At 32.5% G+C, this 11790-nt stretch carries 16 protein-coding genes; 9 read left to right on the top strand and 7 right to left on the bottom strand.

What is annotated here, in order from left to right; genetic code table 11:
• Nucleotides 1-7 precede the first annotated feature (7 nt).
• The gene (locus V7056_RS17490) at nucleotides 8-142 is read right to left on the bottom strand and encodes a small acid-soluble spore protein P (protein ID WP_087998276.1); all 135 of its coding nucleotides are present in this window, start codon (nucleotides 140-142) and stop codon (nucleotides 8-10) included.
• A 386-nt stretch (nucleotides 143-528) separates the two neighbouring features.
• Between V7056_RS17490 and V7056_RS17485 the strand changes: the two genes are divergently transcribed.
• Nucleotides 529-765 (top strand): hypothetical protein, encoded by a 237-nt coding sequence (locus V7056_RS17485; protein WP_499703684.1) that lies wholly within the window; start codon nucleotides 529-531, stop codon nucleotides 763-765.
• 90 nt (nucleotides 766-855) lie between these two features.
• Here the strand turns inward: V7056_RS17485 and sspO are convergent, their stop codons facing one another.
• Complete coding sequence (gene sspO / locus V7056_RS17480) at nucleotides 856-1002, bottom strand: small acid-soluble spore protein SspO (RefSeq protein WP_308464600.1); 147 nt, start codon at nucleotides 1000-1002, stop codon at nucleotides 856-858.
• A 218-nt stretch (nucleotides 1003-1220) separates the two neighbouring features.
• On the opposite strand from sspO, the gene acnA reads away from it, so the two are divergent.
• The 5 genes from acnA to tlp all read left to right on the top strand — a co-directional run bounded on the left by acnA (nucleotide 1221) and on the right by tlp (nucleotide 5406).
• A complete protein-coding gene (acnA, locus tag V7056_RS17475) occupies nucleotides 1221-3947 on the top strand; it encodes an aconitate hydratase AcnA (protein ID WP_499703683.1) in 2727 nt (908 codons plus the stop codon).
• A 156-nt stretch (nucleotides 3948-4103) separates the two neighbouring features.
• Nucleotides 4104-4655, top strand: coding sequence for a TlpA family protein disulfide reductase (locus V7056_RS17470; RefSeq protein ID WP_499703682.1), 552 nt, complete (start codon nucleotides 4104-4106; stop codon nucleotides 4653-4655).
• 74 nt (nucleotides 4656-4729) lie between these two features.
• On the top strand, nucleotides 4730-4867 hold the full coding sequence (locus V7056_RS17465; RefSeq protein WP_107900005.1) for an FbpB family small basic protein: 138 nt from the start codon (nucleotides 4730-4732) through the stop codon (nucleotides 4865-4867).
• A 135-nt stretch (nucleotides 4868-5002) separates the two neighbouring features.
• Nucleotides 5003-5143, top strand: a complete 141-nt coding sequence (locus V7056_RS17460; RefSeq protein ID WP_499703681.1) for an acid-soluble spore protein N — start codon at nucleotides 5003-5005, stop codon at nucleotides 5141-5143.
• 35 nt (nucleotides 5144-5178) lie between these two features.
• Entirely contained in the window at nucleotides 5179-5406 is a 228-nt protein-coding gene (gene tlp / locus V7056_RS17455) for a small acid-soluble spore protein Tlp (protein ID WP_499703680.1), read from the top strand.
• A 53-nt stretch (nucleotides 5407-5459) separates the two neighbouring features.
• Here the strand turns inward: tlp and V7056_RS17450 are convergent, their stop codons facing one another.
• The 3 genes from V7056_RS17450 to V7056_RS17440 form a co-directional block, all read right to left on the bottom strand.
• Nucleotides 5460-6743, bottom strand: a complete 1284-nt coding sequence (locus V7056_RS17450) for a glycosyl hydrolase family 18 protein (protein ID WP_499703679.1) — start codon at nucleotides 6741-6743, stop codon at nucleotides 5460-5462.
• A 156-nt stretch (nucleotides 6744-6899) separates the two neighbouring features.
• Nucleotides 6900-7778, bottom strand: coding sequence for a prohibitin family protein (locus V7056_RS17445; protein ID WP_499703685.1), 879 nt, complete (start codon nucleotides 7776-7778; stop codon nucleotides 6900-6902).
• Between the two features lie 11 nt (nucleotides 7779-7789).
• Complete coding sequence (locus tag V7056_RS17440; protein WP_499703678.1) at nucleotides 7790-7936, bottom strand: DUF8570 family protein; 147 nt, start codon at nucleotides 7934-7936, stop codon at nucleotides 7790-7792.
• A gap of 121 nt (nucleotides 7937-8057) precedes the next feature.
• Between V7056_RS17440 and V7056_RS17435 the strand changes: the two genes are divergently transcribed.
• Nucleotides 8058-8474 carry an acyl-CoA thioesterase gene (locus V7056_RS17435; protein WP_499703677.1) on the top strand — a complete coding sequence of 139 codons (417 nt, stop codon included), beginning with the start codon at nucleotides 8058-8060 and terminating at the stop codon, nucleotides 8472-8474.
• Nucleotides 8475-8525: 51 nt separating this feature from the next.
• Here V7056_RS17435 and V7056_RS17430 read toward each other — a convergent pair whose 3' ends face one another.
• Nucleotides 8526-8894: a hypothetical protein gene (locus tag V7056_RS17430; protein ID WP_499703676.1), complete on the bottom strand. Its 369-nt coding sequence runs from the start codon at nucleotides 8892-8894 to the stop codon at nucleotides 8526-8528.
• Between the two features lie 151 nt (nucleotides 8895-9045).
• Entirely contained in the window at nucleotides 9046-9648 is a 603-nt protein-coding gene (gene plsY / locus V7056_RS17425) for a glycerol-3-phosphate 1-O-acyltransferase PlsY (RefSeq protein WP_499703675.1), read from the bottom strand.
• A 191-nt stretch (nucleotides 9649-9839) separates the two neighbouring features.
• On the opposite strand from plsY, the gene V7056_RS17420 reads away from it, so the two are divergent.
• Both V7056_RS17420 and V7056_RS17415 read left to right on the top strand, forming a co-directional pair.
• Nucleotides 9840-10514, top strand: a complete 675-nt coding sequence (locus V7056_RS17420; RefSeq protein WP_499703674.1) for a response regulator transcription factor — start codon at nucleotides 9840-9842, stop codon at nucleotides 10512-10514.
• Between the two features lie 3 nt (nucleotides 10515-10517).
• On the top strand, nucleotides 10518-11790 hold a 1273-nt coding region (locus tag V7056_RS17415; protein WP_499703673.1), incomplete at its 3' end, for a histidine kinase dimerization/phospho-acceptor domain-containing protein.

Below are 11790 nucleotides of genomic sequence, written 5' to 3'. Positions count from 1 at the left end.
AATTTATTTACATGTCATGATGACTATGTTTTTTCTGCCTTGTATGGTTTTGGTTCTTTACTTTATGAGAACCGCTTAATGGTTTTGGTTGTCCACTTTCATTTTCAATCGCACTGTTTCGGCGTACTGATTTATTTGCCATTATTGTCACCTACCTTCATTAATAGCTTTAGTTCTAATTGAAAAAATATGCTACTATGTAAAATTTACTAATTTTCAAATGAAAGCGTTTTAATCAATTTTACTTATAATTTTCAATAACATTTTTCATATATATAAAATACATATAACAAAGGGGGAGAGTTGGTTTCATATTTTTAATCTTCAAACAGCTTTTTATAATAGTTAATGAAATTGAAACCATTAAACTTAATTCAAATGTAAAAATAATGACAATCAATTATTTGAAGAAATCTGCCAATTGCCTATAATAATAGANNAAACTTTTGTTTGTCTGACTCTTTTTATGTATGAAACAAGTAATTTAACCAATACTAGTAGTAGTCAAAATGAAAGAGGAGACTGATTATGCAAGCTTTAACTATTTGTCTCATATATTCCGGTATTATCGTACTCTATTTTTTGATTAGAAAACTTCAATATAATAAGAGGCAAAAAAATGTAGTAAATTTTTTTCAATACTATAACCGAAAAAATAATGAAGTTAATAAAGATACAAAAGGAACTGGAGAAATTATCTATCTAATTCCACCAAAGTCGATTGATAAGAAAATATTCCCACGTCATAAAGATGATGCAGAGTAATTTTTATGATTGTTTTTGTGATAAAATAATAAAGAAAAAGTAGCAAGCAATCTCAAAGTAATGAAATTGCTTGTTTTTTTATGTCTTAGCTTATTGTCTTTTCTTTGTTTTTTTATTGTTTAATTTATAATCTGCTGAAAGTGGCTCTTGTGCAGTTTCTTCATTAAAACCAGCTGCTTTTCCTTGCTCGAGTGAGGCAGATCTACCACTACCAACATTATTCTTACGTCTTGACATCATAATCCCTCCTTTTCACATTTATTAGTGTTACCTTTTTTTTTCGGAATACGCGAAATTTGTCATTGATATTTGGTCATAAGTTTTACTTATTAGAAATGATAAGTTACTTGTTATTTACTTATGATATACATTGTAATAAGATATTATTGTAAGGTATTGAAAAGTTTGGATATAAAATAAATTCAGACATTTTATGCTTAATAGGGGGAAGAAACATGGGGAAAAATGACGTTTTTCAATCACGTTCGACTTTTACTGCGAACGGCAAAACTTATCATTATTATCGCTTAAAAGCAATTGAGGAAGCTGGAGTTGCCAAAATTGGCAAATTACCTTATTCAATTAAGGTATTATTAGAGTCAGTTCTTCGTCAAGTAGATGGCAGAGTAATTAAAAAAGAACATGTTGAAAACTTAGCAAAATGGGGAACAGCTGAACTACAAGATGTAGATGTTCCATTCAAACCATCACGAGTAATCTTACAAGATTTTACTGGTGTTCCTGCTGTTGTAGATTTAGCTTCTTTAAGGAAAGCTATGGCAGATATGGGTGGAGACCCTGAAGTAATTAATCCTGAAATTCCAGTTGATCTTGTTATTGACCACTCAGTAATGGTAGATAAAGCTGGTACATTGGATTCACTTGATTTTAATATGGATTTAGAATTTTCACGTAACATAGAGCGTTATCAATTCTTAAGCTGGGCACAAAAAGCATTCAATAACTATCGTGCTGTGCCACCAGCAACAGGTATCGTTCACCAAGTTAACTTAGAATATTTAGCAAATGTAGTTCATGCTCTTCAAAATGAAGAAGGTGAAATCATTGCATTCCCAGATACATTAGTAGGTACTGACTCTCATACTACAATGATCAACGGTATTGGTGTATTAGGTTGGGGTGTAGGTGGTATTGAAGCTGAAGCAGGAATGTTAGGCCAACCATCATATTTCCCAGTACCAGAAGTAATTGGGGTTAAATTAACAGGTTCACTTCCAAGTGGAACTACTGCAACTGATGTAGCTTTAAAAGTTACTGAAGTTTTACGTAAAAAAGGTGTAGTTAATAAATTTGTTGAGTTCTTTGGACCAGGTTTACAAAGCATGCCTTTAGCAGACCGTGCAACAATTGCGAACATGGCTCCTGAGTATGGTGCAACATGTGGTTTCTTCCCAGTTGATGGTGAAGCATTAAACTACTTACGTTTAACAGGTCGTCCAGAAGAACAAGTTGAATTAGTAGAAGCATACTGCAAAGCAAATGACTTATTCTATACACCTGATTTAGAAGATCCAACGTTCACTTCATTAGTAGAAATTAATCTTTCTGAAATTGAAACAAATCTTTCTGGTCCAAAACGTCCACAAGATTTAATTCCACTTTCTGAAATGAAAAAATCTTTCCAAGAAGCTGTTGATGCTCCAATGGGTAATGCAGGTTTCGGATTAACGAAAGATGTTTTAGATAAAGAAGTATCAGTTAAATTTGAGAATGGTACAGAAACAACATTTAAAACAGGTGCCGTAGCAATTGCTGCGATCACAAGTTGTACAAATACATCAAATCCTTACGTAATGTTAGGTGCTGGTTTAGTTGCGAAAAAAGCAGTTGAAAAAGGATTAACAGTTCCTGCTTATGTAAAAACTTCATTAGCTCCTGGTTCTAAAGTTGTAAGTGGATATTTACAAGAAGCTGGCTTAATTCCATTCCTGAACCAATTAGGATTTAACATTGTTGGTTATGGTTGTACTACATGTATCGGTAACTCTGGTCCATTAGCTCCTGAAATGGAAGAAGCAATTGCTGAACATGATATGTTAGTAACATCTGTACTTTCAGGTAACCGTAACTTTGAAGGACGTATTCATCCTCAAGTTAAAGGTAACTACTTAGCATCACCACCATTAGTAGTTGCTTACGCATTAGCTGGAAATGTAAATATTGACTTCTCTGTTGAGCCAATCGGACAAGATCAAGATGGTAACGATGTATTCTTAAAAGATATCTGGCCAACATCTGCTGAAGTTCAAGAAGTTGTAGCTTCAACAGTTACTCCTGAATTATTCAAGAAAGAATATGAAAGAGTATTTGAAGATAATAAGCGTTGGAACGAAATTCAAACAACTGATGATTCTCTATACAAATGGGATAGTGAATCAACATATATTGCAAACCCACCATTCTTTGAAGGTTTATCAAAAGAGCCAGGTGAAGTTAAACCATTAGCTGGATTAAAAATTATTGGTAAATTTGGTGATTCAGTAACAACTGACCATATTTCACCAGCTGGATCAATTGGTAAAACAACTCCTGCAGGTCTTTACCTACAAAGCAAAGGTGTAAATCCAATTGACTTTAACTCATATGGTTCTCGTCGTGGTAACCATGATGTAATGATGCGTGGTACATTTGCAAACATCCGTATCCGTAATCAAATTGCACCAGGCACAGAAGGCGGATACACAACTTACTGGCCAACTGGTGAAGTTATGTCAATTTATGATGCAGCAATGCGTTATAAAGAAGATGGAACTGGTTTAATGATTTTAGCAGGTAATGACTATGGTATGGGAAGTTCTCGTGACTGGGCAGCAAAAGGAACAAACCTATTAGGTATTAAAACTGTTCTAGCTGAAAGCTTTGAACGTATCCACCGTAGTAACCTTGTATTAATGGGTGTTTTACCACTTCAATTTAAAGATGGCGAAAATGCTTCAACTTACGAATTAACTGGAAAAGAATTATTTGCAGTTAGTGTTGATGAAAATGTTAAGCCACGTGATCTTGTAAAAGTAACAGTTACAAGAGAAGATGGAACAACTGTAGAATTTGATGTAGTAGCTCGCTTCGATAGTGAAGTTGAAATTGACTACTACCGTCATGGTGGTATTCTTCAAATGGTACTTCGTGATAAATTAAATGGTTCTAAAGTAACTCATTAATCTACATCATAAAAAGCACAGTCTTGATGACTGTGCTTTTTGTGTTTCAATATTTCTTAATAGGTAGGGTAACCTAATAATAATTCTGTTTGAAATTTGTTTTTTCTATATTTTATGGTTAAATAGAGTTAGTTCATTAAAAGGGTGATTGCAATCATGAAAAAAATCATACCATTACTACTATTAGTAATTGCTTTAGGGTATTCAATTTTTCAATTAACTGAAAAAAAGCAAGAAGAGAAGAAAGTCAGTAAAAATGATTCTTATATTGCGTCGATTCAAAAAATGGGTGTCCAAGTTGGTCAACAGGCACCAGATATTGAGCTCATGACATTGGATCAAAAAAAAGTGAAGCTATCTTCTTATAAAGGAAAAAAGGTTATTTTAAATTATTGGGCAACTTGGTGCCCACCTTGCCAGGATGAAATTCCAGTTCTTGAAAAATTTTATCAGAAAAACAAAAGTGATATTGTTATTTTAGGAGTCGCCGATTTTATTGGTGAAAAAAAGGATCTTAATTTTGTGAACAACTTCGTGAAAAAAAATAATATGCATTATCAAATATTACTTGATGAAAAAGGCGATAATTTTCGAAAATACGGCGTCATTTCGATACCGACTACATTTTTTATCAATCCAAATGGTGAAGTTATATATAAGCAAATTGGTCCTATAACTGAAAAACAATTAAATGAGTTTCTAAAATAATAAAATTCAATTGACTAAACTGTAAGAAAACTCTTTTTTTTGGCAATACTAAATAAAAAGAAGAGGTGATTAATTTGCGTAAGAAAAGACATAAATCGTTTCAAGACTTAATTTTAGAAAATAAAAACTTACTGTTAAACGATCAAGAAGCTTTAAATAAAATATATGACAGACTTGAAGAACGCCTAGAAAGAAAGGCAAAAGCAGAATAATGAAATAGAATTGATTAAGTAGAGAAGGGGAACCTTCTCTTTTTCATTTTTGTTATTTTTTAACTCGATGTTTTTTAAATTGTAAATACATATTTAAAGTAGGAAAACTCATACTATCGCTAGGAGGCGATAACTATGGGAAATCCTAAAAAACATCCTCAAGACTTTGTTCCGAATCATATAGGAACACAAAAAAGAGCTGCAGGTGGAAATAAAGGAAAACAAATGCAATACAAAGACCCAACTGGGAAACAACCAATTGTTGATAATGGGTAAATGAACTAATTAGAAATAGTGGGAGGGAAATTATCATGGAATTTAAACCGAATCCAGATGATCGTAGTGATAATGCAAATAAAATCCAAAATGCAATTAATAACACAAGAGAAAATATGAAGGAAGCAGAAGCTTCAATGAAATTTGGAAATGAACAAGATCGTCAAAATGCTTTAGCCAAAAATGAACGTCGTGAGGAAGCATTAGCAGCCTTACAAAGTGAACTAAAGGATGAACAAGCATTTAATGACGCGAATGACTGATTAAAAAAAATGCTAGGTATTATGAGTAAGTCTCATTGATACCTAGCATTTGTTTATCCTCTTTTCACAATATTGAAATTTGCTTGAAGTAATTCCCAATTTTGAATGAATGGAAGACCTAGTTTCCAATAAGAGATTCCTCTAATATTATCCTCTTTTATTAAATTAAATTTGGCTTGAATTGATCTTGCATCCTCAAACCAAACCTCATGTTTTTGGCCATTTGACTCAGTATAACGGAAATAAGGAGCTCTAGCTTTTGTATCAAAGAATATCTCATTTGTCATTTGAATGGCTAGATTAGTTGCTCCTTCAGCACTAAGGGCTTTCGCCATAGTTCCTTGTTTAAAAGGAACTTTCCAATCAAAACCATATAAATTTTGTCCCATCATTATTTTTGCAGGGTTAATGACCGTTTTGGCGTAATTTATAACCTTACGTACTTGATCAATTGGAGAAACCGCCATAGGTGGTCCACCTTGCCAACCCCAGTCATATGTCATGATGACAACAAAATCAACAACTTTTCCTATACCAGAATAATCATGTGCTTCATAGAATCTACCTTTTTGATTTGAACTAGTTTTCGGAACTAATGTTGCACTTAAAATAACTCCCTGAGGTAGTCTTGATTTTAGTTTTGATAAAAAATTAATGTAAGAAACTCGGTCTGTTGCAGCTACATCTTCAAAATCGACATTAACATCTCTAAAACCATATTTATTACATGCAGCAATAATATTATTGATTAGCGTATCTTGAACTGCCTGACTTTGTAATATATCTGTTGCAAGACTTGTTGAAAAGTTTCCTGCTTCTAAATTAGAAACAACCATCATATAAATATTTCGGTTTTCTTTCACGATTTGAGGGATATTACCAATTGGTGGCTCTGTTAAAGTCCCATCTCTTTTTGCATCAAAACTAAAATGCGCTAAGTAAGTTAAAAATTTCCCTTCATTCCGAGCAGCCTCTTCTAAAGCTGGCCTGATTGGATTAGAAGTTGGTTGTAAATAGCCAATGGATTCAACATTTCTCTTTTTTCTTGGTGGTAGATTTAATTTTTGGCCTACATGTAAGGTAGCGTAAGGACTAATCCCACTATAAGTAGCGATTTGATTTCCTCTAACACCATAGGTTAAGCCAAGCTCGTATAAATTATCGCCAGGTTGAACAAAATATTCATTTCCAGTTGTCGGTACTACTAACGCTTGACCTTTAATTATTTTATAAGGGGCTGTTAGGGCATTTGAATTAATAAGTGCTTGCCTGTCAACACCATAAAAATCGGCAATACTCATTACAGTTTCGCCGCTTTTAACAACGTGAATTTGCATTTCGTCTATCTCCTTTCACAGGAATGATGAATTACGCTATTAAAAAATATATGCCGATTTTAAGGAAATAGAAGAGGGGGACAAAAAAACAAGGTTAGGGGATATAGAAGGAAGGAAGAAAAAACCTAGCCCAAGGGACCAGGTTTATAAGAAATATTATTTTTTCGTTTCGTTACTTTCATTTTGCGGAAGTGGGAACTGAATAATATTTGAATCACTACCAGAAACAGTAGGAAGTTTTCCATCCCATTTTTCTGCTTTCTTATATTCAATTAATTCCTTTGTAAGTGATTGTTGTAGTACTTTGTTTGATTTTGCCTGTCCTTGTGCACGAATCAGCTGTGAATCAGCATCTGCTTGTGCTTCAACTTTCTTCTTTTGAGCTTCAATTTTTGCTGTTTCTAATTCGATTTTCTTCCGATCGTTTATTTGAGCTGCTTGAACACGTGCATCTATTGCTTCCTGAGTTTTTTCATCTGGTTTTGGTGTACCTAATGTCAGATTCTCAACAAAAAAGCCAAGAACCTTTACATCGTCCTTATATAGTGTTTCAATATCTGCTGAAGCATTACTTGATTTTTCACCATATAACTGAAGAACAGTGTATTTAGAAACGGCAATTCGAGCGGCATCTTGTAGTCTTTTCTTTAAATATGTATCTTCAATTTCTTCAATCGCAATTGGTCCAAACTCATTAAACATTGAAACAACCTTCGATGGATCAATTTTATATGTATAGGATAAGTCCATTTCAATTCGTTTGCCATCAGAAGTAGCAAGTGCAACGTCTTTATATTCAACTGTTCGTAAACGGATTGGATATTCAGTGACCTTGTCGAACAAACCTACAAAATTCCATCCTTGTGATAATGTGTTTTTTTGTATTCCACCATTTGGAGAATAAACTACCCCTACATAACCTGGTGTTATTTTTTCAATAAATAATGCAGGTATTGCTACAGCAGATAGAAGTGCAATTCCAGCAATCAATCCACCAATTACTTTTTTCGTAAAAAATGAATTTTTTTGTTCCATTGGTTGACCATTCATTCTCTTTTTTCCTCCTCGTCCTTTAATATATTTTTAACTTTTGCTGACTTTTCTCCTATTTTTTGAAAAGTAGGAGATAGGATGAGCCAGATACCAAGTAAAAAAAGAAGGATGATCAAGATTGAACCTATTATAACTTTCAAGTATGAGACCTCCCTTAATTGTTACATACATTATACCATCTAAGGGCTACGCGAAGTTTAAAATAGAACAAAAATGTATTTTTTGGTAAAGTATTCTATAGAAGAAAATGAGGTGAGTAGGATGTTTATTTCAGAAAAAAAGGTTGAAGTTAGATATGCAGAAACAGACGCAATGGGTGTCGTATATCATGCAAATTATTTAGTTTGGTTTGAGATTGGACGAACTGCATTAATAAAGGAATTAGGATTTAATTATGCGGACATGGAAGCACAAGGAGTAATATCTCCTGTCATTGATTTGAATGTGTCGTACAAAAAAAGTTTACGATATGGTCAAAGTCCAACCATTAAAACAAAAATAAAATCATTGAGCCCACTCAAAGTTATTTATGAGTATGAGATATTAAATGAAGAAGGCGAAATCTGTTGTATCGGAAGCTCTACACATGTTTTAGTTTCAAAGGATACATTCAGACCAATCAAATTTAAAAAATCCTTCCCCGACTGGTATGATGCATACGAAAAGGCGATGGGATAAATGTAAAAAAGGTAGAAGGACAAAATCCTTCTACCTTTTAATTTAAAACACTCATGCTTCTAAAAGGAACGCGTCTTCATCTTCATCACTTACAATATACTCTTTCTTATTAAGTGTGATCGTTGCTTGTATGCTTTCAACAAGCAATATGACAGCTGTAATAAGATGCATAATCCACGCTAGTGGAGAAATGTATTCAATAAAAAGAGTAATTAAACCTGCAATAGAACCAATTGTAAATTGGCCATGGTTTCTAGCAAGGTACAATGTGATTAAGTAAACAATTCCTAAAATGAGTGGAAGAATATTAGCAGTAATTAAGACAAGAAAGCGGCCGAATGTCGGCATTCCAAAAAAAAATTCAAACCCGAATGAACACCATTTTAAAGCGGTAAAGTAAACAAACGGATGATATTTCATGATAGCCTCCTATTAAACTGCATCCAACCCTTCATTACAATATCATCTACATAAAGATCATTGATAAAACTTGTATATTTTCCCAAATGGTATAAAAAGGGAACAAAAAAACCTTACTATTTGTAAGGTTTTATTTTAAAGAATGATATTTTTATTTCTTTTTGCTAAGAAAAGATACTTTTGGTTCTGTTTTATTGATAATTCTTGTGATATTTGCACGGTGACGATATACAACAAAGATTGTTAATACAATCATAATAATAAATAAAAGTCGTTCGCCAGCAAAGTATGCTCCAATTGTTCCTGCAATTGCTGATAACATTGATGTAAGTGATACATATTTTGTGATTTTTAAGCAACAAATAAAGAAAATTAAAAGTGCAAGAAACAGAATAGGTGATGCAAATAATAATAACCCAGCGGATGTCGCAACAGCTTTTCCACCTCTAAAACCGGCGAAAATAGGATACATATGCCCAATAACAGCAAATAAACCAACTAATAATGGATTGAACCAGTCTGGGCCTGAATAATGAAATAAAACTGGTAATGATGCCGCGAGTGTTCCTTTTAATATATCTCCAAGTGTTACGATAATTCCAGCTTTTTTACCTAGCGTACGAAATGTATTCGTACCGCCTAAATTGCCACTTCCATGTTGACGAATATCTACTCCGTAAAAGGATTTTCCTATAACTAATCCAAACGGAATTGAGCCTATTAAATAGGCCAGTACAATGATGAACAAGCTCATTTTCTAGCTCCTTTACAAACAAAATAAATATAAGTGCGTTTTCCCTTCATTTTATCACAAGTTGAATTGAATAAATAGATTTTTGAAATGTACGTCAATAAATCTTTTTCAAAGTCTTCTATTCGAAATGTTTCAAATAATTATGATAACATGGTAATATATCTCAAAAAAAAATATGGAAGTGAAAATATATGAGCTCTACTGTTTTATTAATTGAAGATGAAAAAAGGTTAAGGGAAATCGTGAAAGATTATTTCATTAATGAAGATTTTATTGTGATTGAAGCAGCTGATGGTGAAGAAGGAATCAAGAAATTTAATGAACATGAAATTGATTTAATCATCTTAGATCTGATGCTACCAAAAATTGATGGTATAGAAGTGTGTAAGTATATACGAGAGAGATCTAATCTACCAATTATTATGGTAACAGCTAAATCTGAGGAAGAGGACCAATTATTAGGGTTTGAAATGGGTACTGATGAATACGTTACAAAGCCCTTTAGTCCAAAAATTCTGGTTGCAAAGGCAAAAAGTGTTCTAAGACGTACTTTGGAAATGAAAGAGGAAGATACTGATGCAAAAACGATATGTGGAATCACGATCAATACCTCATCAAGATTAGCTTATATAAAGGGCGAACAACTTCATTTAACTCATAAGGAATTCGAATTATTAGTGTATTTAATAGAAAATAAAGGCATCGTACTAACGAGAGATCAATTATTAAATAATATTTGGGGTTTTGATTATGTTGGTGATGGTCGTACAGTCGATACACATATCAAAAAACTTCGACACAAATTAGGTGAGAGAGCAAAACATATTACAACCGTTATACGTGTTGGCTATAAGTTTGAGGAGTAAAAGATGAAAAAGAGTATTGTAAGTAAGCTTTTTTTATCAATCACAGTTTTGTTAATCGTGTTTTTAATGATTGTGTTCGTTGGTCAATCAGTTTTTCTACAAGGATTTTATACGAAAAAGAAAATTGATATTGTCTCTGAAGAATTAAAGGATTTTGTTCATACATATGAAAAAGGAAATTTATCTGACAAACAGTTTCAAAATCAATTAACAAGATTTTTTACCAAGTATAATACTTCATTAGCGGTATTAGATCGAAAAGGTATTTTAAAAGCTGAGAATAATTTTGATTTAACAGTACAGACAACATCAGGTAAAAAAGTATATGTACCTTTAAATAATTTACTGTATTCTGATCAAATTGAAGAAATTTTAAGTTTAAGAATCAAAGAAAATGAAAATATCGTCATTCGAGGATATATAGAAGATGATTATTTTATTCCAATGACTATTAAAACAAAATTTGGTGAATGGAAGGAGCAAAATCCTTCTGCAAATCCCGTGAAATTGTCTACACAAAATAATGATTTGAATGACTTAATCAATATTGAGATAAAGGGAAAAGTAATAGATTTGCATTTACCCTTAGCAAATCAATATTCATATTCGGCTCAAATGAACTCGTTAATGCAAGCAATCACAGAATGGACAAAGAGTAATGAAGACTTTTCTAATTACACAGTAAAAGATTATCCACTTACGTTTAATTATTTAGATAAAGCAAATGGATTAGACAATAAAGTCTTGATATATCCTTTAAAAACTGAGCAAGGATATAATGAGGTCATATTTGCGATGACATCACTTCAACCTGTTAACGAGGCGATGTATGTTTTAAAAGATTTTTATTTATACGCGTTTATGGTTGGTTTATTACTTATTATTGTCGTTTCATTTTATTACTCCAAGGTCATTACAAAACCATTGCTTAAATTGAATGTTGTGACGAATCAATTAGCGAAGTTAAACTTTAATGAAAAAATAAACATACAGTCAGAGGATGAGATTGGAGAGCTGTCAAAATCAATTAATACATTATCTGAAAATCTTGCATCTACGATTGATAATCTTCAGCAGGCAAATGAACGATTAATAAAAGATATTGAAAAAGAAAAACAGCTTGAACAAGTTAGAAAAGAATTTATAAGTGGTGTATCACATGAACTAAAAACACCATTAAGTATTGTACAAAGTTATGCGGAAGGTTTAAAAGATGGATTAAACATTGATAAAAATGGTTATTATGCAGATGTAATACTAGAAGAAGTAGATCGTA

This window comes from Bacillus sp. JJ664 (assembly GCF_036962205.1).
Classification (GTDB): Bacteria; Bacillota; Bacilli; order Bacillales; family Bacillaceae_G; genus Gottfriedia.
This window is presented reverse-complemented; position numbering and strand designations above follow the sequence as displayed.

Coding starts and splice junctions, on each gene's coding strand:
- V7056_RS17490 (WP_087998276.1), bottom strand. CDS start 142: ATGGCAAATAAATCAGTACGCCGAAACAGTGCGATTGAAAATGAAAGT.
- V7056_RS17485 (WP_499703684.1), top strand. CDS start 529: ATGCAAGCTTTAACTATTTGTCTCATATATTCCGGTATTATCGTACTC.
- sspO (WP_308464600.1), bottom strand. CDS start 1,002: ATGTCAAGACGTAAGAATAATGTTGGTAGTGGTAGATCTGCCTCACTC.
- acnA (WP_499703683.1), top strand. CDS start 1,221: ATGGGGAAAAATGACGTTTTTCAATCACGTTCGACTTTTACTGCGAAC.
- V7056_RS17470 (WP_499703682.1), top strand. CDS start 4,104: ATGAAAAAAATCATACCATTACTACTATTAGTAATTGCTTTAGGGTAT.
- V7056_RS17460 (WP_499703681.1), top strand. CDS start 5,003: ATGGGAAATCCTAAAAAACATCCTCAAGACTTTGTTCCGAATCATATA.
- tlp (WP_499703680.1), top strand. CDS start 5,179: ATGGAATTTAAACCGAATCCAGATGATCGTAGTGATAATGCAAATAAA.
- V7056_RS17450 (WP_499703679.1), bottom strand. CDS start 6,743: ATGCAAATTCACGTTGTTAAAAGCGGCGAAACTGTAATGAGTATTGCC.
- V7056_RS17445 (WP_499703685.1), bottom strand. CDS start 7,778: ATGGAACAAAAAAATTCATTTTTTACGAAAAAAGTAATTGGTGGATTG.
- V7056_RS17435 (WP_499703677.1), top strand. CDS start 8,058: ATGTTTATTTCAGAAAAAAAGGTTGAAGTTAGATATGCAGAAACAGAC.
- V7056_RS17430 (WP_499703676.1), bottom strand. CDS start 8,894: ATGAAATATCATCCGTTTGTTTACTTTACCGCTTTAAAATGGTGTTCA.
- plsY (WP_499703675.1), bottom strand. CDS start 9,648: ATGAGCTTGTTCATCATTGTACTGGCCTATTTAATAGGCTCAATTCCG.
- V7056_RS17420 (WP_499703674.1), top strand. CDS start 9,840: ATGAGCTCTACTGTTTTATTAATTGAAGATGAAAAAAGGTTAAGGGAA.